This window comes from Pantoea sp. Ae19-2 (assembly GCF_059801205.1).
In genome coordinates this window covers 2755920-2776008 of record NZ_JBCHWE010000001.1, presented here as the reverse complement: position 1 = coordinate 2776008, position 20089 = coordinate 2755920, and the positions used below count along the sequence as shown (strand labels likewise).

Annotated in this window: 20 protein-coding genes and 1 other RNA gene; 14 read left to right on the top strand and 7 right to left on the bottom strand. The window is 52.9% G+C overall.

Annotated elements, in window-relative coordinates; genetic code table 11:
- Positions 1 to 154: 154 nt before the first annotated feature.
- From clpP to AAIE03_RS12890, 7 genes are all read left to right on the top strand, one after another.
- On the top strand, positions 155 to 778 hold the full coding sequence (clpP, locus tag AAIE03_RS12920; RefSeq protein WP_006117959.1) for an ATP-dependent Clp endopeptidase proteolytic subunit ClpP: 624 nt from the start codon (positions 155 to 157) through the stop codon (positions 776 to 778).
- A gap of 132 nt (positions 779 to 910) precedes the next feature.
- Positions 911 to 2182: an ATP-dependent protease ATP-binding subunit ClpX gene (gene clpX, locus AAIE03_RS12915; protein WP_013024887.1), complete on the top strand. Its 1272-nt coding sequence runs from the start codon at positions 911 to 913 to the stop codon at positions 2180 to 2182.
- A gap of 185 nt (positions 2183 to 2367) precedes the next feature.
- Positions 2368 to 4722: an endopeptidase La gene (gene lon / locus AAIE03_RS12910; protein WP_064373321.1), complete on the top strand. Its 2355-nt coding sequence runs from the start codon at positions 2368 to 2370 to the stop codon at positions 4720 to 4722.
- A gap of 215 nt (positions 4723 to 4937) precedes the next feature.
- Positions 4938 to 5210 (top strand): nucleoid-associated protein HU-beta, encoded by a 273-nt coding sequence (gene hupB, locus AAIE03_RS12905; protein WP_014606441.1) that lies wholly within the window; start codon positions 4938 to 4940, stop codon positions 5208 to 5210.
- A 250-nt stretch (positions 5211 to 5460) separates the two neighbouring features.
- Positions 5461 to 7332 (top strand): peptidylprolyl isomerase, encoded by a 1872-nt coding sequence (gene ppiD, locus AAIE03_RS12900; RefSeq protein WP_015700835.1) that lies wholly within the window; start codon positions 5461 to 5463, stop codon positions 7330 to 7332.
- A 139-nt stretch (positions 7333 to 7471) separates the two neighbouring features.
- Positions 7472 to 7795 (top strand): helix-hairpin-helix domain-containing protein, encoded by a 324-nt coding sequence (locus AAIE03_RS12895; RefSeq protein WP_013024891.1) that lies wholly within the window; start codon positions 7472 to 7474, stop codon positions 7793 to 7795.
- Positions 7796 to 7893: 98 nt separating this feature from the next.
- The gene (locus AAIE03_RS12890; RefSeq protein WP_246872104.1) at positions 7894 to 8292 is read left to right on the top strand and encodes a YbgC/FadM family acyl-CoA thioesterase; all 399 of its coding nucleotides are present in this window, start codon (positions 7894 to 7896) and stop codon (positions 8290 to 8292) included.
- 58 nt (positions 8293 to 8350) lie between these two features.
- Here AAIE03_RS12890 and queC read toward each other — a convergent pair whose 3' ends face one another.
- Positions 8351 to 9046 carry a 7-cyano-7-deazaguanine synthase QueC gene (gene queC / locus AAIE03_RS12885; RefSeq protein WP_015700834.1) on the bottom strand — a complete coding sequence of 232 codons (696 nt, stop codon included), beginning with the start codon at positions 9044 to 9046 and terminating at the stop codon, positions 8351 to 8353.
- Between the two features lie 126 nt (positions 9047 to 9172).
- A complete protein-coding gene (locus tag AAIE03_RS12880; RefSeq protein ID WP_022622657.1) occupies positions 9173 to 10207 on the bottom strand; it encodes a PLP-dependent cysteine synthase family protein in 1035 nt (344 codons plus the stop codon).
- 117 nt (positions 10208 to 10324) lie between these two features.
- Between AAIE03_RS12880 and AAIE03_RS12875 the strand changes: the two genes are divergently transcribed.
- The 5 genes from AAIE03_RS12875 to amtB all read left to right on the top strand — a co-directional run bounded on the left by AAIE03_RS12875 (position 10325) and on the right by amtB (position 16268).
- On the top strand, positions 10325 to 10786 hold the full coding sequence (locus AAIE03_RS12875; protein ID WP_026021085.1) for an Lrp/AsnC family transcriptional regulator: 462 nt from the start codon (positions 10325 to 10327) through the stop codon (positions 10784 to 10786).
- A gap of 24 nt (positions 10787 to 10810) precedes the next feature.
- Positions 10811 to 12580, top strand: a complete 1770-nt coding sequence (locus AAIE03_RS12870) for a SmdA family multidrug ABC transporter permease/ATP-binding protein (RefSeq protein ID WP_013024896.1) — start codon at positions 10811 to 10813, stop codon at positions 12578 to 12580.
- The gene (locus AAIE03_RS12865; protein ID WP_014606436.1) at positions 12573 to 14348 is read left to right on the top strand and encodes a SmdB family multidrug efflux ABC transporter permease/ATP-binding protein; all 1776 of its coding nucleotides are present in this window, start codon (positions 12573 to 12575) and stop codon (positions 14346 to 14348) included. Before AAIE03_RS12870 ends, AAIE03_RS12865 begins: the two co-directional genes overlap by 8 nt.
- A gap of 257 nt (positions 14349 to 14605) precedes the next feature.
- Positions 14606 to 14944: a P-II family nitrogen regulator gene (gene glnK, locus AAIE03_RS12860; RefSeq protein WP_013024898.1), complete on the top strand. Its 339-nt coding sequence runs from the start codon at positions 14606 to 14608 to the stop codon at positions 14942 to 14944.
- A 34-nt stretch (positions 14945 to 14978) separates the two neighbouring features.
- A complete protein-coding gene (gene amtB, locus AAIE03_RS12855; protein ID WP_014606435.1) occupies positions 14979 to 16268 on the top strand; it encodes an ammonium transporter AmtB in 1290 nt (429 codons plus the stop codon).
- A gap of 46 nt (positions 16269 to 16314) precedes the next feature.
- On the opposite strand, the gene tesB is transcribed toward amtB, so the two are convergent.
- Positions 16315 to 17178: an acyl-CoA thioesterase II gene (tesB, locus tag AAIE03_RS12850; protein ID WP_015700830.1), complete on the bottom strand. Its 864-nt coding sequence runs from the start codon at positions 17176 to 17178 to the stop codon at positions 16315 to 16317.
- Between the two features lie 192 nt (positions 17179 to 17370).
- On the opposite strand from tesB, the gene AAIE03_RS12845 reads away from it, so the two are divergent.
- On the top strand, positions 17371 to 17928 hold the full coding sequence (locus tag AAIE03_RS12845) for a YbaY family lipoprotein (protein ID WP_013024901.1): 558 nt from the start codon (positions 17371 to 17373) through the stop codon (positions 17926 to 17928).
- A gap of 48 nt (positions 17929 to 17976) precedes the next feature.
- Here the strand turns inward: AAIE03_RS12845 and AAIE03_RS12840 are convergent, their stop codons facing one another.
- Complete coding sequence (locus AAIE03_RS12840; RefSeq protein WP_014606432.1) at positions 17977 to 18288, bottom strand: MGMT family protein; 312 nt, start codon at positions 18286 to 18288, stop codon at positions 17977 to 17979.
- 162 nt (positions 18289 to 18450) lie between these two features.
- On the opposite strand from AAIE03_RS12840, the gene ffs reads away from it, so the two are divergent.
- Positions 18451 to 18547: signal recognition particle sRNA small type (gene ffs, locus AAIE03_RS12835), an RNA gene on the top strand.
- Between the two features lie 138 nt (positions 18548 to 18685).
- On the opposite strand, the gene hha is transcribed toward ffs, so the two are convergent.
- The 3 genes from hha to AAIE03_RS12820 all read right to left on the bottom strand — a co-directional run bounded on the left by hha (position 18686) and on the right by AAIE03_RS12820 (position 19803).
- Complete coding sequence (gene hha / locus AAIE03_RS12830) at positions 18686 to 18901, bottom strand: hemolysin expression-modulating protein Hha (RefSeq protein WP_013024903.1); 216 nt, start codon at positions 18899 to 18901, stop codon at positions 18686 to 18688.
- Between the two features lie 24 nt (positions 18902 to 18925).
- Positions 18926 to 19303: an Hha toxicity modulator TomB gene (gene tomB / locus AAIE03_RS12825; RefSeq protein ID WP_015700827.1), complete on the bottom strand. Its 378-nt coding sequence runs from the start codon at positions 19301 to 19303 to the stop codon at positions 18926 to 18928.
- Between the two features lie 146 nt (positions 19304 to 19449).
- Positions 19450 to 19803 carry a hypothetical protein gene (locus tag AAIE03_RS12820; protein WP_110286421.1) on the bottom strand — a complete coding sequence of 118 codons (354 nt, stop codon included), beginning with the start codon at positions 19801 to 19803 and terminating at the stop codon, positions 19450 to 19452.
- Positions 19804 to 20089 lie beyond the last annotated feature (286 nt).

Sequence of the window (20089 nt, the reverse complement as noted above, 5' to 3'; positions counted from 1 at the left end):
AGCATCCCAAGATACAGGGAGTATGCAAAAACAGTTCGGCTGACTGATTAACCGTCCTGAAGTTGTCGGTAAGAGGCAGAGCATAGTTTTTGTCGCTCGTCTTACGTAAAATCGGTACAGAATGTTGCCAACGAAATTTATCCAGGAGACGGTAATGTCATACAGTGGCGATCGTGAGTTTACTGCACCGCACAATGCGTTGGTGCCAATGGTGGTCGAGCAAACCTCGCGCGGCGAGCGTTCATACGACATCTATTCCCGTCTGCTTAAAGAACGCGTAATCTTCCTTACCGGTCAGGTGGAAGATCACATGGCTAACCTGATTGTGGCCCAGATGCTGTTTCTGGAAGCAGAGAATCCGGAAAAAGATATTTACCTTTATATCAACTCACCGGGTGGCGTGATTACTGCCGGGATGTCAATTTATGACACCATGAAGTTTATCAAGCCGGACGTCAGTACCATTTGTATGGGCCAGGCCTGTTCAATGGGGGCTTTCCTGTTGACTGCCGGGACGAAGGGCAAGCGTTTCTGCCTGCCAAACTCACGCGTGATGATTCACCAACCGCTGGGTGGCTATCAGGGACAGGCAACTGACATTGAGATCCACGCGCGCGAAATCCTGAAGGTGAAGCAGCGCATGAACGAACTGATGGCGGAGCACACCGGCAAGTCACTGGAAGAAATTGAGCGTGACACCGAGCGTGACCGTTTCCTCTCCGCCAGCGAAGCGGTAGAGTATGGATTGGTCGATTCCATCCTGACGCATCGCCAATAAGCCCTAACTTCGCCTTGTCTCTGGTCTATAGTTAACAGGACAAGGTGATAATGGGTTGAATGAACATCGGCCGTGTACCCACGGCCAGTGCTGTACTTCTGGTACGGCCTGAGAATAAGAAGAGGTTAACTGATGACAGATAAGCGCAAAGACGGTTCAGGAAAGTTGCTGTACTGCTCTTTTTGCGGCAAAAGCCAGCATGAAGTGCGTAAGCTGATTGCCGGGCCGTCAGTGTATATCTGCGATGAGTGCGTTGATCTGTGTAACGACATTATTCGCGAAGAGATAAAAGAGGTTGCCCCGCATCGCGAACGTAGCGCCCTGCCTACGCCGCATGAGATCCGCCATCACCTCGACGATTACGTTATTGGTCAGGAAAGGGCCAAGAAAGTGCTGGCCGTGGCGGTGTACAACCACTACAAACGTTTACGCAACGGTGATACCAGCAACGGTATCGAGCTGGGTAAAAGTAATATCCTGCTCATTGGTCCTACCGGGAGCGGTAAAACGCTGCTGGCAGAAACCCTTGCCCGTTTACTGGATGTGCCTTTCACCATGGCGGACGCCACCACCCTGACCGAAGCCGGTTATGTGGGGGAAGACGTTGAAAACATCATTCAGAAACTGCTGCAAAAATGTGACTACGATGTGCAAAAAGCGCAGCGTGGTATTGTCTACATCGATGAAATTGACAAAATTTCACGTAAGTCAGACAACCCATCAATCACCCGTGACGTCTCAGGTGAGGGTGTGCAGCAGGCGTTGTTGAAACTGATTGAAGGTACGGTGGCTGCGGTTCCTCCGCAGGGCGGCCGTAAGCACCCGCAGCAGGAATTTTTGCAGGTTGATACCTCGAAAATTCTGTTTATCTGTGGCGGTGCGTTTGCCGGGCTGGATAAGGTTATCTCACAACGCGTTGAAACCGGGTCAGGCATTGGCTTTGGCGCCACCGTGAAAGGCAAATCGCAGAAAGCAACGGAAGGCGAGCTGCTGTCACAGTGTGAGCCGGAAGATTTGATCAAGTTTGGTCTGATCCCGGAATTCATTGGCCGTCTTCCTGTCGTCGCGACGCTTAATGAGCTGAGTGAAGAGGCGCTGATTCAGATTCTGCGCGAGCCAAAAAATGCGCTTACCAAGCAGTACCAGGCGTTGTTTAACCTGGAAGGCGTTGATCTGGAATTCCGTGATGAAGCCCTGACGGCGATTGCGAAAAAGGCGATGTCACGTAAAACCGGCGCGCGCGGTCTGCGTTCTATCGTGGAAGGTGCACTGCTGGAAACGATGTACGATCTGCCTTCGATGGACGACGTCGAGAAAGTCGTGATTGATGAGTCAGTCATTGAGGGGCAGTCCGAACCCATGCTGATTTATGGCAAGCATGAAGCTCAGGCTTCTGGCGAATAAGTAAACAAATCGTCCACATTGTGCCATCTATAAAGGGGAAAATCTTTCCCCTTTTGCATTTCTCACCGTTGTGACATTGAATGTCTGACAATCATCCCCATATACTCAGACACCTGTGGGTTTAACCGCATACCTGCCTGTGCGGTACCCATCACCTGGCGGACACGAAACTAAGAGAGAGCTCTATGAATCCTGAGCGTTCTGAACGCATTGAAATCCCCGTCTTGCCTTTGCGCGACGTGGTAGTTTATCCGCACATGGTAATTCCGTTGTTTGTTGGCCGGGAAAAATCAATTCGGTGCCTCGAAGCCGCAATGGATCATGATAAAAAGATCATGCTGGTCGCACAGAAAGAGGCTTCAACGGATGAACCTGGCATAAACGATCTTTTTTCAGTGGGTACCATCGCCTCCGTTTTGCAGATGCTAAAACTGCCAGACGGTACGGTGAAAGTGCTGGTTGAGGGCTTGCAGCGTGCCAACATCACGACGCTTGCCGACAACGGCGATCACTTTGTAGCCCAGGCTGAATATCTGGTTTCACCAGAGATCGAAGAGCGTGAGCAGGAAGTGCTGGTGCGCACGGCGATCAATCAGTTTGAAGGTTACATCAAGCTGAATAAAAAGATCCCGCCTGAGGTCTTAACCTCCCTGAACAATATTGATGATGCGGCGCGCCTGGCGGATACGGTTGCGGCGCATATGCCATTGAAACTCGCGGACAAACAGTCCGTGCTGGAGATGTCAGACGTTAACGAGCGTCTGGAATATCTGATGGCGATGATGGAGTCTGAGATCGATCTGCTGCAGGTTGAAAAACGCATACGCAACCGCGTGAAAAAGCAGATGGAAAAGAGCCAGCGTGAGTACTACCTGAATGAGCAGATGAAGGCCATTCAGAAAGAGTTAGGCGAGATGGATGATACGCCTGACGAGTACGAAGCGTTAAAACGCAAAATCGATGCGGCTAAAATGCCGCAGGAAGCGCGTGAAAAAGCCGAAGCCGAACTGCAGAAGCTGAAAATGATGTCGCCTATGTCTGCAGAGGCAACAGTGGTGCGCGGCTACATCGACTGGATGGTGCAGGTTCCGTGGAACGCGCGCAGCAAAGTGAAGAAAGACCTGCGCAAAGCCCAGGAAACGCTGGACACGGACCACTATGGTCTGGAACGCGTGAAAGACCGTATCCTTGAGTACCTTGCGGTGCAAAGTCGCGTCAGCAAAATCAAAGGGCCGATTCTTTGCCTGGTCGGACCGCCGGGCGTGGGTAAAACCTCGCTGGGACAGTCCATCGCAAAAGCGACTGGCCGTAAATACGTTCGTATGGCGTTGGGCGGCGTGCGCGATGAAGCGGAAATCCGTGGTCACCGCCGCACCTATATTGGCTCAATGCCGGGCAAGTTGATCCAGAAAATGGCGAAAGTGGGGGTAAAAAACCCGCTGTTCCTGTTGGATGAAATCGACAAAATGTCCTCGGATATGCGCGGCGATCCGGCATCCGCACTGCTGGAAGTGCTGGATCCGGAACAGAATATCGCGTTTAACGATCACTATCTGGAAGTGGATTACGATCTCTCCGATGTGATGTTCGTGGCAACGTCAAACTCCATGAATATTCCGGCACCGCTGCTGGATCGTATGGAGGTGATTCGCCTGTCGGGGTATACCGAAGACGAAAAGCTCAACATCGCGAAACAGCATTTGCTGCCGAAGCAGATTGAGCGCAATGCCTTGAAAGCCTCTGAGATCAGCGTTGAAGACAGCGCGATTGTGGGCATCATTCGTTATTACACGCGTGAAGCCGGCGTACGTAGCCTGGAACGTGAACTGTCCAAACTGTGCCGTAAAGCCGTGAAGACGCTGCTGATGGATAAAACCAAAAAGCACATCACCATCAATGGTGAGAACCTCAAGGATTTCCTTGGCGTTCAGCGTTTTGACTATGGTCGTGCGGACAGCGAAAACCGTGTAGGCCAGGTGACCGGTCTTGCCTGGACAGAAGTGGGCGGGGATTTGCTGACAATCGAAACCGCCTGTGTACCGGGTAAAGGGAAACTGACCTATACCGGTTCACTGGGTGAAGTGATGCAGGAGTCGATTCAGGCCGCCCTGACCGTCGTGCGCGCACGTGCAGAGAAACTGGGTATCAACGGTGACTTTTACGAAAAACGTGATATCCACGTGCACGTACCAGAAGGGGCAACACCGAAGGATGGCCCGAGTGCCGGTATTGCGATGTGTACGGCGCTGGTGTCCTGTCTGACGGGTAACCCGGTGCGGTCAAATGTGGCGATGACCGGCGAGATCACGCTGCGTGGTCAGGTGCTGCCGATTGGTGGACTGAAAGAGAAGCTGCTGGCAGCGCACCGTGGTGGCATTAAAGTGGTTCTGATTCCGGACGAGAACAAGCGCGATCTGGAAGAAATTCCACAGAACGTGATTGCCGATTTGGAAATCCATCCGGTTAAGCGCATCGAAGAAGTATTGAACCTTGCACTGGAAAACGCGCCTTACGGCATGCAGGTCGCTACCGCAAAATAGTGATTAATGGCATAAACCGTTAAAAAGCAGAGCTGGCAACACCAATTGGTGCTTGCCAGCTTTTTTTTGTGCCGCTAATTTAGGTGGCTGCTGAACCATCGTTATAAGAGGATTACCGTTGTTTCAGCTTATAAGGCTTGATATAACTTGCTGCGCGTTCGTACCCGACAGGAAGCGTGGGTACGATGTGAAATAATAAAGAGGGGATGAATAGAGTGAATAAGTCACAACTGATCGATAAAATTGCTGCCGATGCCGACATTTCTAAAGCAGCAGCAGGACGTGTGTTAGATGCATTTATGGGCTCTGTTTCTGATGCGCTGAAAGGCGGAGATGAAGTGGCGCTGGTGGGATTCGGCACTTTCTCAGTACGTGAGCGCGCAGCGCGCACAGGCCGTAACCCACAAACCGGTAAAGAGATCACTATCCCGGCAGGTAAAGTACCGGGTTTCCGTGCAGGTAAAGCACTGAAAGACGCTGTCAACTAATGACAACGCCACCACTCATTAACACATTTTCTTGAGTGGATTAGAGGACGGTTAACGCGTTCTCATGTAACATACGGGCACATCGATAAGATGTGCCTTTTTTTATATCCAGAGAGGCAGTAAAGGTCGCAAGGCTTGTCTCAACAGGATTATTGCTGCCAGCAAGATTTGCAGCTGAGTAATGCGCCGGGAAGAGGGCGTTATTGCGACAGGGCTTTACATTCACACTACAGCGGAGTGTTGTCATACCATGATGGACAATTTACGCGCGGCGTCGAACCATGTCGTGCTCAAGATTATTTTGGGGTTGATCATTCTCTCCTTTGTGCTGACCGGCGTTGGCAACTATCTGATTGGCGGCAACAATGATTATGCGGCCAAAGTGAACGGTCAGGAGATCAGCCGGGCGCAGTTAGATCAGGCATTTAACAGCGAACGTAACCGCCAGCAGCAGATGCTGGGCGACCAGTTCTCGCAGCTTGCAGGTAACGATGGTTACATGCAGCAGATGCGCCAGCAGGCGCTGTCGCAGCTGATCGATCAGGCCTTACTGGACAGCTACATCAAAGATCTGCACATTGCCATCAGTGACGATCAGGTTAAGCAGGCGATTTTCAATCAGGCTGCTTTCCAGACGAACGGTAAGTTTGATAACGCCAAATATAACGCGATGATCGGCAACATGGGCTTTACTGCCGACCAGTATGCGGAAGCGCTGCGCAAGCAGTTGGCGACACAGCAGCTCATCAACGCCATCGCCAACACCGACTTTATGCTGAAAAATGAAACCAGCAAGCTGGTGGATTTGGTGGCGCAGAAGCGCGATATTCAGACCGCAACCCTGGACGTGAATGCACTTGCGGCGAAGCAGACCGTCAACGATGACGAGATCAACCAGTATTATCAGCAGCATAAAAACAGCTTTATGGCGCCTGAACAGTTCCGGGTCAGCTATATCAAACTGGATGCGGCAGGCATGCAGGAAAACGCCAGCGATGCGGATATTCAGGCCTGGTACGATCAGCATAAAGCGGATTACACCCAGCCACAGCGCGATCGCTACAGCGTCATTCAGACCAAAACGGAAGCCGATGCCAACGCCATTCTGGCTCAGCTGAAAAGCGGTGCTGATTTTGCCGAACTGGCGAAAACCAAATCCATTGACCCGATTTCTGCCCGCAAAGGCGGCGATATGGGCTGGCTGGAACCTTCTACCACGCCGGATGAGCTGAAAAATGCCGGACTGAAAGAGAAAGGCCAGCTGTCAGGCGTGATCAAGTCTTCCGTTGGCTTCCTGATCGCGCGCCTCGACGATATCATCCCTGAGCAGGTCAAGCCGCTGGCTGACGTGCGCAGTGAGGTGGCGGATGAGGTCAAGCAGGAAAAAGCAGTGGATGCCTTCTATAAGCTGCAGCAGAAGGTGAGTGAAGCGGCCAGCAATGATAATGAGTCTCTTGCGGGCGCGGAGCAGGCGTCGGGCATGAAAGCCACAGAAACGGGCTGGTTTAGCCGTGACGACGTGCCGAAAGATCTCGATTTTGACGCGGTGAAACAGGCAATTTTCAACGGCGGGCTTGTTGGACAAAATGGCGCGCCAGGCAATAACTCTGACATCATCAGTGTGGATGGCGATCGTGCCTTCGTGTTGCGTATCAGTGAGCACAAACCTGAAGCGGTTGAACCGCTGGAGAAGGTTAAAGCACAGATTATCGACACGTTGAAACACGACAAAGCGACGCAGCAGGCTAAAGCCCAGGCCGATAAACTGTTAGCCGACCTCAAAGCAGGAAAACAAGATGTGCTTAAAGCGGCAGGCCTGACCCTGAGCGCCAGTAAAACGGTTGATCGAAATACGCAGGATCCGGTGGCACAGGCTGCCTTTAACCTGCCACAGCCTGAGGATAACAAACCCTCCTGGGGCGTCAGCGAAGATATGCAGGGCAATGTGGTTCTGGTGGCGGTGGATAAGGTCAGCACCGGTACGATGCCACAGGCGCAGATTAATGAAATGGTCAAAGGCGTCACGCAGAACAACGCGCAGCTTGCCTTTGAAGCATTGCTGCAAAATCTGCGTAAAGAGGCCAAAATCAAATACGGTGCTGCTGCCCAGCAGATGCAGTGATCCTCGCAAATTTCAGATAATGACTGAAACAACCCAAGGCCGCTTATGCGGCCTTTTCCATTTTTAACCTTTGCCGTTTGAGGGCAGGTTATTGTCGTGACAACCTGAGCCTGCTGTTTAACACAAGGAGAAACACAGCATGGCTAAACCCAACTTACACGCCTTTTATCTTTCCCTCGCCCTGTGTGGCGCGCTGTATCAAATGCCTCTTTCAGCGGCAGAAACCCCAAGTGAAACCCAGGCCGCGCAGGTTTCCATGCCGCAGCAGGAGCTGGTCAGCATAAACGACGCGACGGCAGAGCAGCTATCAAAGGCGATGAACGGGGTGGGCCTCAAGAAGGCGCAGTCTATCGTCAGCTATCGTGAAGAGTACGGGCCGTTTACGGCTATCGATCAGCTGAAAGAGGTGCCCGGCTTTGGCAATGCCCTGGTTGAGAGAAACCTGTCGCGTCTGAAATTGTGAAGTGATGCGCAACTCTGATGCTTAACCTGCTGTTAGGGGCGGACTCTGCTAAAGTGAACAGGTCCAACCAGTTAATCTATAGCAGCAGGAGAACAGGAATGCAGACCACGATAAAAGTGCGCGGCTATCATCTGGATGTCTATCAGCATGTTAACAATGCTCGTTATCTGGAGTTTTTAGAAGAAGCGCGCTGGCAATGGCTGGAAGAAGTGGACGCCTTTAATTGGTTGCTTGAGCAGAAACTGGCCTTTGTGGTGGTAAACATCAACATCAATTATCGTCGCCCGGCGGTGCTGGGCGATGTACTGGAGATCAGCAGCGACATCAAGCAGCTTAATGGAAAAAGCGGCATCATTTCTCAGCGGGTTCTTTTAGCGGGTGGTGAGACCGTTGTTGCAGATGCGGCACTGACCTTCGTGTGCATCGACCTGCGTTCCCAGAAAGCCGTCCCGCTGGAAGGCGAACTGCGGCAGCGACTGGAAAGACTGATGTCTTAACTGATGTCTTAACTCATGTCATCAAGGCGGCGGCTATCTGTCGCCGCCGCGCCCGAGGTTACGGCAAACCGGTTTTTGCCTTCATGGCTGCCATAATACCGGGGCGATCCTGCAGATAAGCATTCAGGCCGTTTGAGCGCAGATGACAGGCGGCACATTCGCCACAGCCGTCACCTTTGATGCCGTTATAACAGGTGAGCGTCTCTTCGCGGATCAACGTAAGCTGCTGCCAGTAATCGGCCAGCGCCCAGGTTTCGGCTTTATTGAGCCACATCAACGGGGTTTCAAAACGAACATCGCGCGCCATGCCAAGGCCGATCGCGTGGTTAAGCGCTTTGACGAACTCGTCGCGACAGTCGGGATAACCGGAGAAGTCGGTTTCGCAAACGCCGGTGATGACGGCTTCCGCTTCAACCTGATACGCGTAAACCGAGGCCAGGGTCAGAAACAGAATATTGCGGCCCGGTACAAAAGTGCTCGGCAGGCCGCTAGCCTTGGGATCATAAGCGGGAACCGGAATGCTGTCTCGCGTCAGGCTGCTGACGGCCAGTTCATTCAGCATGGTCACATCGAGTACCTTGTGCGCTCGGGCGCCTAGTTTTAAGGAAAGGTCCCGGGCCACGTCAATCTCTTCACGATGACGTTGACCATAGTCGAAGGTCACACAGTGCACTTCATCGTAATGCTGTAGGGCCTGAACCAGGCAGGTGGTGGAATCTTGTCCACCGCTAAATACGACAACGGCGCGTTTCATGGCACGTCCCAATAATAAAAATTGGTGCTTATGGTAATACCTGAACGCGCGGCTGAACAGCTGCAGGGGCAATAACTGGCCCGATCTGGCGCTTCTTAACCCCGTTAGTCAAGGTCTGATAGCGCACTAGCCCAGTTCGTGCTGCCAGGGCGTAATATCGCCAATGTGCTCGGCAACCCACTCAGGTTGATAGTAAGTATCAGGATAACGTTCTCCGCTGTCGCACAGCAGTGTCACCAGCGAGCCCTGCTCGTGGTTATCGCGTAGGCGTTTTGCCACCTGCATCATGCCCCAGAAGTTGGTGCCGGTAGACGGGCCCGGTTTGCGTCCCAGTAGCGTTTCCAGCTTCAGCATGGCGGCAATTGATGCGCCATCCGGTACGCGAAGCATTTCGTCAATCACATCGGGCATAAAGGAAGGCTCGACGCGTGGACGACCAATGCCTTCAATCATGCTGCCACGATTGCTGGTCAGGGTGGCGTCACGGTTGTGCCAGTAGTCATAAAAAACGGAATGCTGCGGATCAACGACCAGTAATCGCGTATCGCATCCCTGATAGCGAATATAGCGTCCCAGCGTGGCCGAGGTACCGCCAGTGCCGGCACTCATAATCAGGGTGTGAGGAACGGGAAAGGGTTCGTTTGCCATCTGACGGAAGATGCTTTCAGCAATGTTGTTGTTGCCGCGCCAGTCGGTGGCCCGTTCCGCGTAGGTAAACTGATCCATAAAATGGCCGTTCAGTTCCCGGGCGAGGCGCTCGGATTCTGCATAGAGCTGACAGGGATCGCTGACAAAGTGACACTGACCGCCGTAAAAGGTGATCTGCTCAATTTTACGCTTCGCGGTGCTGGCGGGCATGACGGCAATAAAAGGCAAGCCCAGCAGGCGGGCAAAATAGGCTTCAGACACGGCCGTACTGCCCGAAGATGCCTCAATAACCGGTGTATCTTGTTTGATCCAACCGTTGGCCAGGGCGTACAGAAACAGAGAGCGCGCCAGACGATGTTTCAGACTTCCGCTGGGATGCGTGCTTTCATCTTTGAGATAGAACCTGATGCCCGGAAAATCCGGCAAACTGAAGCGAATTAAGTGTGTGTCCGCTGAGCGTTGAAAATCAGCGTTAATTTCGTTAATCGCGTGGCGTACCCAGCATGTTGACATGGCGTTCATTTCCGGTCGGATGAAAGTCATTATTTTAAGGCACGTGTAGGAAAAAGAGCTTGCTGGTTTTGCGTTAAAATGGCGGTAATGGAGAAAATATTTCTACCGGAGGGCCGTATGCCAGATAAAATCGACCTTAAACTGTTGGCTATGCTGCAGCAGGACTGCACCACTTCACTCCAGGTACTGGCAGATGCGGTTAATCTCACCACGACGCCCTGTTGGAAGCGCCTTAAAAAGCTGGAAGAAGACGGCATTATTCGCGGACGGGTCGCTCTGCTGGATAATGAAAAGCTTGGCCTCTGTCTCACGGCCTTTATGTTTGTCAAAACCACCCAGCACAGCAAAGCCTGGTATCAAGAGTTCGTCTCGGTGGTGCAGAGCATGCCGGAAGTGATGGGCTTTTACCGTATGGCCGGTGAGTACGATTATTTACTGCGTATTCAGGTTGCCGACATGAAAAGTTATGATGCCTTTTATAAGCGTTTAGTCAATGGTGTAACAGGCCTGATCGATGTGACCTCCAGCTTCGCGATGGAAGAGATTAAATACACGACAGCCCTGCCTGTTGGCCCCTGAGTATCTGAGATTGAGAGCAGCCTTGTGCGATTATTCAGCCAGTTAAGTTGGTATTTTATCCGTGAGTGGCGGCGTTATCTGGGCGCCGTCACCTTACTGATCGTTATTGCCGTTCTGCAGTTGCTACCGCCGTGGATTGTCGGGGTGATTGTGGACGGCGTGACCCACCAAAACATGGATGCCCGGCGCATCCTGATGTGGATTGGCATTATGCTGCTGACCGCCGTGGTGGTTTATCTGCTGCGCTATGTCTGGCGCGTGCTGCTGTTTGGCGCATCCTACCAACTGGCCGTTGAGCTGCGAGAGGATTTTTATCGTCAGCTCAGCCGTCAGCAGCCGGCGTTTTACCTGCGTCACCGAACCGGCGATCTCATTGCCCGCGCCACCAACGACGTCGATCGGGTGGTTTTTGCTGCCGGTGAAGGCGTGCTGACGCTGGTGGATTCTCTGGTCATGGGATGCGTTGTGTTAATTGCCATGAGTACACAAATCAGCTGGCAGCTGACGCTGATATCGCTAATACCGATGCCATTCATGGCGTTGGTCATTCACCGCTATGGCGAGCAGCTACATAACCGTTTCAAACTGGCGCAGGCGGCCTTTTCCAGCCTGAACGATCAGACGCAAGAGAGCCTTACCAGCATCCGAATGATTAAGGCATTTGGGCTGGAGCAACATCAGTCGGCGCAGTTCGCCGATATTGCACGTGATACCGGAGAGAAAAACCTGCGCGTTGCGCGAGTGGATGCGCGTTTTGATCCCACCATTTATATCGCGATTGGCTTTGCCAACCTGCTGGCGATTGGCGGCGGAAGCTGGCTGGTGTGGCATGATCAAATGACGCTGGGGCAGCTCACCAGCTTTGTCATGTACCTGGGATTGATGATCTGGCCGATGCTGGCGCTGGCATGGATGTTTAACATTGTTGAGCGTGGCAGTGCTGCCTGGAGCCGAATTCGCGCGCTGCTTTCTGAGGCACCGGTCGTTGAGGACGGTGATAAAACCTTGCCTGACAGGGCCGGAACGTTACAGGTCTCGATTCGCGAATTCAGCTATCCCGCCAGTTCAGGTGCGATACTGAGCCAGGTTGAATTTCAACTCAAGCCGGGCGATATGCTGGGCCTGTGCGGCCCGACCGGCAGTGGTAAAACGACCTTGCTGAGTTTGATTCAGCGTCACTTCGATATTCAGCAGGGGGATATCCGCTACCATTCCATCCCGCTGCCACAGCTGCGGCTGGACAGCTGGCGCAGCCGTCTCGCCGTCGTCAGTCAGACGCCGTTTCTGTTTTCCGACAGCGTGGCCAATAACATTGCGCTGGGCAGGCCGGATGCCAGTCAGGAGGATATTGAGCAGGCGGCAAAAATGGCCTGCGTCCATGACGATATCTTACGCCTGCCGCAAGGCTACGAAACCGAAGTCGGGGAGCGCGGAGTCATGCTGTCCGGCGGTCAGAAACAGCGTATTTCAATCGCCCGTGCCCTGCTGCTTGATGCGGAGATCCTGGTTCTGGACGATGCGCTGTCGGCCGTGGACGGACGCACAGAACACGAAATTTTGCATAATCTGCGCCTGTGGGGCAAAGGGCGCACGTTGATCATCAGCGCCCACCGCCTGTCGGCACTCACGGAAGCCAGTGAGATTCTGGTGCTGCATCAGGGCACCGTGGCGCAGCGAGGCGACCACGCTGCTCTGACCAACGCGGCGGGCTGGTATCGGGATATGTATCGCTATCAGCAACTGGAAGCCGCACTGGATGATGATGAAACGGAAAAAGGAGTGCCGCATGGCTAAGTCACAACGTATGTGGCCAACACTTAAACGCCTGCTGAGCTACGGTAAACCGTGGCGCAAATCGCTGTCGCTGGCCGTGTTGATGCTCTGGATTGCCGCCGCCGCCGAAGTCACCGGCCCGGTTCTGGTGAGTTATTTCATCGATAATCTGGTGGCAAAGCATCAAATGCCCTGGGGCATCGTGGCAGGACTGGTCGTGAGTTTTATTCTGCTGCAGCTGCTGGCCGCCGCCCTGCATTACGGGCAGGCGTTACTGTTTAACCAGGCCGCGATTGGCGTGGTGCAGCGTTTACGCACCGATGCCATGAACGCGGCGCTGCGTCAGCCACTCGCTGCGTTTGATACCCAGCCGGTGGGGCAGTTGATTTCCCGGGTCACCAACGACACGGAAGTCGTCCGGGATCTGTATGTGACCGTTGTCGCGACGGTCCTGCGCAGCGCCGCGCTGGTGGGCGCAATGATGGTGGCCATGTTCAGCCTGGACTGGCGCATGGCGCTGGTGGCGATGTTGATTTTCCCTATGGTGCTCATCGTCATGCTGATTTATCAGCGCTTCAGTACACCGATAGCGCGTCGCGTTCGCAGCTATCTGGCCGATATCAACAACGGTTTTAACGAAGTGATTAGCGGGATGAGCGTGATTCAGCAGTTCCGCCAGCAGGCACGTTTTGGCGAACGCATGGGGGAAGCCAGCCGCTCTCACTATCTGGCGCGCATGGAAACCCTGCGGCTCGATGGCTTCCTGTTACGGCCGCTTTTAAGCCTGTTTTCGGCGCTGGTGCTGTGCGGGCTGCTGCTGTTATTCAGTTTCTCAATGCCCGGCGTTTTCGAAGTCGGGGTGCTGTACGCGTTTATCACCTATCTGGGACGGCTTAACGAGCCCTTAATCGAACTCACTACGCAGCAGTCGATGTTGCAGCAGGCAGTTGTCGCGGGCGAGCGTATTTTTGAACTGATGGATGCGCCCCAGCAGCACTATGGTGACAGCGATCGACCCATGGCGTCCGGACGCATTACGCTGGATAACCTGAGCTTTGCCTATCGCGATGATCGGGACGTGCTAAGCAACATCTCGCTGGATGTGCCTTCACGCGGCTTTGTCGCTCTGGTCGGTCATACCGGCAGCGGCAAGAGCACGCTGGCAAACCTGTTAATGGGCTACTATCCGGTGACGCGCGGTGAAGTCCGTCTGGACGATCGTCCGTTGGGGCAATATTCCCACCAGGCGCTACGACGCAGCATCGCGATGGTACAGCAGGATCCGGTCGTACTGGCCGACACGCTGCTGGCCAACGTGCGGCTGGGTCGGGATATCAGCGAAGAAGCCGTGTGGACGGCGCTGGAGCAGGTACAGCTGGCGCCGCTGGCCCGGGCATTGCCTGCTGGTATTCATACCCGACTGGGCGAACAGGGGAATAACCTGTCGGTAGGGCAAAAGCAATTACTGGCGCTGGCACGCGTACTGGTACAACTGCCGCAGATTCTCATCCTTGATGAAGCCACCGCAAATATCGATTCCGGTACAGAGCAGGCCATTCAGCACACGCTGCGCACCCTGCGTCAGCATACGACGCTGGTGGTTATCGCCCACCGTCTTTCCACCATTACCGAAGCAGACAACATACTGGTGCTGCACCGTGGTCATGTTGTCGAGCAGGGCACGCACCAGCAGCTGCTGGCAGAGGAAGGGCGCTACTGGCAAATGTATCAGTTGCAACAGGTTGGCGATGAACTGGAATCGGCAGCACCGTTAGTCAGCGCAGGGTGATTGCACCTTTTTTGCGCATCTTTTTCTCCATTGTTCCGTCAGGATGCACGCCTTTGAGCGTAACAGCACCAAAGGAGTGCATCCGCTTCGTTTATTAATCCCCCAGTTTTTCCCAGACCGATATTCAGCATTTCCTGAGCCTTATTCCGTCGCGGCCTGATAACGGATTTCGCACAATACTTACATCTGGCACAGCCTTTGCTTAAGTCTCTGCGTGTCCATGAGACTTACTTATTTCAATTCCTTAAGGAGAGGCTATGAAGCTGGTTACCGTCGTAATTAAGCCGTTCAAGCTGGAAGATGTGCGAGAGGCATTATCCTCCATTGGTATTCAGGGACTGACCGTCTCCGAAGTGAAAGGTTTTGGACGTCAGAAAGGGCACGCCGAACTGTACCGTGGTGCGGAATACAGCGTGAACTTTCTGCCCAAGGTCAAAATTGATATCGCCATTGCAGACGACCAACTGGACGAAGTGGTGGACGTAATCAGTAAATCGGCTTACACCGGAAAAATTGGCGACGGCAAGATTTTCGTTGCTGAACTGCAGCGCGTGATTCGCATACGTACCGGCGAAACCGACGAAGCCGCACTGTAAACAAGACTCAGTAATGTGATGGGATGGAAAAAAAATGAATAAAATGCTGACCAAGTTGGGCCTCACCAGCCTGGCACTGTTACCGTCGCTGGCAATGGCTGCTGCGCCTGCCGTTGCAGACAAAGCCGATAACGCCTTTATGATGATTTGCACTGCGCTGGTGCTGTTTATGTCAATTCCCGGGATTGCGCTGTTTTACGGCGGCTTGATCCGCGGTAAAAACGTGCTCTCTATGCTCACTCAGGTGGCGGTCACCTTTTCGCTGGTATGTGTGCTGTGGGTGATTTATGGCTACTCACTGGCCTTTAGCGAAGGCAATGCTTTCTTTGGCAGCTTCAACTGGGTGATGCTGAAAAACATTGCGCTGACAGCGGTAATGGGCAGCTTTTATCAATACATCCATGTGGCTTTCCAGGCGTCCTTTGCCTGTATTACCGTGGGGCTGATCGTCGGTGCCATTGCGGAACGTATTCGTTTCTCAGCCGTACTGATTTTCGTGGCGGTATGGCTGACGCTGGCTTATCTGCCTATCGCGCATATGGTCTGGGCTGGCGGCTTACTGGCTCAGGATGGCGCGCTGGACTTTGCTGGCGGCACGGTTGTGCACATTAACGCGGCGGTTGCCGGGCTGGTCGGTGCTTACCTGGTGGGCAAACGTGCAGGCTTCGGCAAAGAGGCATTTAAACCTCACAACCTGCCAATGGTCTTTACCGGTACCGCGATTCTGTATGTCGGCTGGTTTGGCTTCAACGCAGGCTCGGCGTCGGCAGCTAACGAAATTGCCGCACTGGCTTTCCTGAATACCGTTGTGGCGACTGCCGCTGCTGTGCTGGCATGGACCTTCGGCGAGTGGGCGCTGCGTGGTAAACCTTCTCTGTTAGGTGCCTGTTCTGGTTTTATTGCGGGTCTGGTTGCCATTACGCCAGCCTGTGGTTATGTCGGCGTCGGTGGCGCGTTAATTATCGGTTTAGCCGGTGGTCTGGCGGGCATCTGGGGCGTAACAACGCTGAAAAGATGGCTGCGGGTTGACGATCCTTGTGACGTATTCGGCGTTCACGGCGTCTGTGGCATCATCGGCTGTATCCTGACGGGCGTGTTCGCGTCCTCTTCTCTGGGCGGCGTAGGCTATGCACCAGGCGTCACTATGGGGCATCAGGTTGCCGTTCAGCTGTTCAGCGTAGGGGTGACTATCGTCTGGTCTGCCGTGGTGGCCTTCATTGGCTTTAAACTGGCGGATATGATTGTAGGGCTGCGCGTGCCGGAAGAGCAGGAGCGCGAAGGCCTGGACGTCAACAGCCATGGCGAGAACGCATACAACCATTAATTCATCTGTAACGATAAGAGAAAAGGGGCGATTTCGCCCCTTTTTACTATTCGCTGCGCTGGCGCATCACACCTTCCTGAACCGTTGACGCCACCAGTTCCCCTTGCTGGTTGTAAAACTCACCGCGTACAAAGCCCCGCGCGCCCGATGCAGAGGTGCTCTCCACGCTGTAGAGCAGCCAGTCGTTAAAATTCAGCTCACGGTGAAACCACATAGAGTGGTCAATCGTTGCCACCTGCATATCGGGTTCCAGAAAGCCCTTGCCATGGGGCTGCAGCGCCACGGGCAAAAAGTTAAGGTCGGAAGCGTAGCCCAGTAGATACTGATGGATGCGTAAATCGTCGGGCAGGGTGCCGTTAGCCCGAATCCACACCTGACGCTGCGGTTTATCAACGTGGCCTCGTAACGGGTTGTGGATCTGCACCGGGCGGATTTCCAGCGGACGCTCGGCGATAAATTTCTCGCGCAGCTTTTCTGGCAGCATATGGGCCATTTTTTGCGCCATCTGCTGCTCGTTGGGGAGATTATCAGGCCCTTTCACCTGCGGCATGGGTTTCTGATGTTCAAAGCCGCTTTCCGGCGACTGGAAAGAGGCCGTCATATAAAAAATAGGCTGACCATTTTGAATGGCGCTGACCCGGCGGGCGCTAAAACTTTTACCGTCACGCAGGCTTTCCACGTCGTAAATAATCGGTTTCTGGCTGTCGCCGGGCCGGAGAAAATAGCTGTGGAATGAGTGAATGACGCGATCTTCCGGCACGGTCTGTTTGGCCGCAAAAAGTGCCTGTCCCACTACCTGACCGCCAAAGACCTGACGAAGGCCAAGATCTTCGCTCTGGCCGCGAAAGAGGCCTTCTTCGATTTTTTCCAAATGGATTAAATTAAGCAGATTTTCGAGTGCCTGACTCATGACGCTTTCCTGATAATAAGTATTTGCCTAAGTGTGAAAGATCCGACCAGTTTCCGTCAATCAGACTTTCGGTCTTTCATCCGACCAGGCAAACTTTTGATTTTGTGCCAACATTAAAGACATACGGCGAGTGAAACGCTGTAATGAAGATTCACTGCTAAAAATCATTTTGATCAAAAGGAGACGACATCAATGAAATTCTGGCATGTGTTAAGTGGCGTAGCGATGGCGATGGCTCTCGCGGGTTGTGCACACAAAGGCAAACCGGTTCCAACCCCGACTTTAGGGTCAGCGGTTGCAGGACAAACAGCAACGATTGCTCAGCCTAACGTCAGTGGATCCGTCTATATTCGTCAGCGCATTGCGCTGCCGCCGAATGCTGCACTGACCGTGACGCTGTCAGATGCATCGGTTGCGGATGCTCCGTCGAAAGTGCTGTCCCAGCGCGTCGTGCGCACGGAAGGGAAGCAGGCGCCATTCCATTTTGTGCTGCCTTTCAACCCGGCCGACATTCAGCCTAATGCACGCATCCTGTTAAGCGCTGCCATTACGGTTGATGGCAAGATGGCCTTTATTACCGAAGAGGTCAAACCAGTGATCAATCAGGGCGGAACAAAAACCGATCTGGTATTAGTACCGGTCCCCTCTATGGCGATGCCAACGCAGCCTGGCGCAGCCACGAGCGTACCGCCAACGTCACCGACGCAGGTTACACCGTCAGCCGCTGTCCCGGCACCGACGACCATGTAAGGCCTCAGGGCAACCCTATCAGGGCGGCATTGCCGCCGCCCTGACGCCTTAAAATCGCCAGCGATATTGGTCTAAATCAATCTCACCGGCGTCACTCACCTCAACGCCTTCCGCCTCCAGCGCATCTCGCTGACGAAATAACCGATCGCCCTGCAGCGAAATAGTACCGTGGCGATTAATCACCCGGTGCCAGGGAAGCGTACTGCCCTCAGGTAAGCGACTCAAGACGCCACCGACCTGGCGCGCTGCTCTTGGCGAGCCCGCCAGCAGGGCGACGTCACCATAGGTCGTGACGCGGCCGGGAGGAATTGCGGCAACGATTTGCCAGATTCGCTGTTTGAAGCTGTCAGAGCTGTCCATAAACTTACCTGCCCGAGAAAAGGCGATAATTTTATCACATTGAGGGTTAATTATCGGCGATCGTACAAGAAACCAACGGTCATCCCGACCAGGCTTGCAATTGCCGGGGGCATCCCCGATAATGCCTGCGCTCTCGAAATGAGGGCTAGTCAATGGGGGCCCTGTTGGTTCTCCCGCAATGCTAGCTTGTGAACTCGGTCAGGTCCGGAAGGAAGCAGCCGCAGCAGGTGACGTGTGTGCCGGGATGTAGCTGGCGGGGCCTCCACCATTTCATCTCGTAAACATCCCTCTTCCCAGATGATAAACAGGCGAATCTCGCCTGGGCCGTTCCATTGCCGGCAGGCGAGTTGTGCAAAAACGGGCTGGTGAAATCAGATCAAACGTAATACAAAATAGGTTAGCGTACAAATTTCCAGACTGACACCGGGACTTTGTCATAGAGCTTGTTCATCGTCAGTTCAGCCAGGCGGTGATCGGCTGCTGAGTAAAATACTGCTAATTCTTCATCGGGTAATTCGTACTTATTTTTTTCAATCACGCGTTCCAGCGTGTCAATAGAACGACAGCGCCTCAGTCGCATCAAATAATCAGTTTTAGTTAGGGTTTTGTTCATAAATAAACCGTTCTCACGTCAGTACTATAATGAATGGCTTGGCTGTTGAAGAAAAGCGCACTCTTCAGTAAACACATTAAATAAACGTTTCGCTGAGCGTTGCCAGCGCTGAAGATCCTGAGTATTTACACTGTAGTTGCTAAACAGCATAAAGGTATCATCAAGATATTCATCGATTTGGGTAATCAGTGCTTCGTCTTCAACGTGCTTAATTTTGTAATTCATGGTGAAAGAGGCGATGTGCTCAATCAAATCGTTTAGCTGTAAATTGCTTTCGGCAGTGGGGTCATTAACCCAGCCGTGATGACTGTCAGTTAATGTCGCCATGCTGTCGTCAAACAGATTCTCACACAAGTATTTAAGCTGGGCAATATCATGCCGTTTCGGTGAGTATTCGTCCATCTTTTTCCCCTCCGTAGCGAGCAAAGTTACCGCAAAGCGGCGCGATTAGGTGAAGCGGCCAGGAAGTGGTTATCGGGTTTGTAAATAACGGACTGAGTTAAGAATAGTGTAGAATCATTAGTTCTGCTCACCTCCATTACTAAATATTACAATTCATCGCCAGGTGAGGGGCGCTGATTCTCAATCGGCTCAAATACAAGCGCGGCAGGGCAGATACGGAAGCTGACTTGTTCATTTTGCGTAACGATTTCATTTAAATCCAGACACGGATTAAATAAATTCCACTGAAAATCGTAAAGTAACTTAAATCTATTCGTCTCTGTCATCTCAACAGCAATAACGCGTAAACTGCGTGGCACTAAGATGGCATTGGCTGAATACCATTGTAAATCGCCAACAAGTGAATCTGTTATTTTGAGAATATTCCGCTCTATAATTGTGGCTAATTTTGCGCAATCCGTTTCATCCTGCGCGACATCGCATTCAATTCTTACTGACATAGTCTGCTCATGAATAACAACTTATAAACCCATCATTGATGTTCTTCTGGCGGTTTGCAAGTAGTCCGCCACACATAATAAGGCCTCGTTGAGGGCAAATTTAAGCAAGTGGTTGATTCGTTGCTGCTTCTCTATAGCCCTTTTTATGGCAAATCGTGCGCTGGTTTATTTTTTGAAACACATTGCCGTGGTGATAACGCGACAACATCGGATATCATAGTTGTTATGTTATAACATTTTTTGGTGCGGTGATGAATCAAAGTGGACTGTTAATGTCACTCGGAGG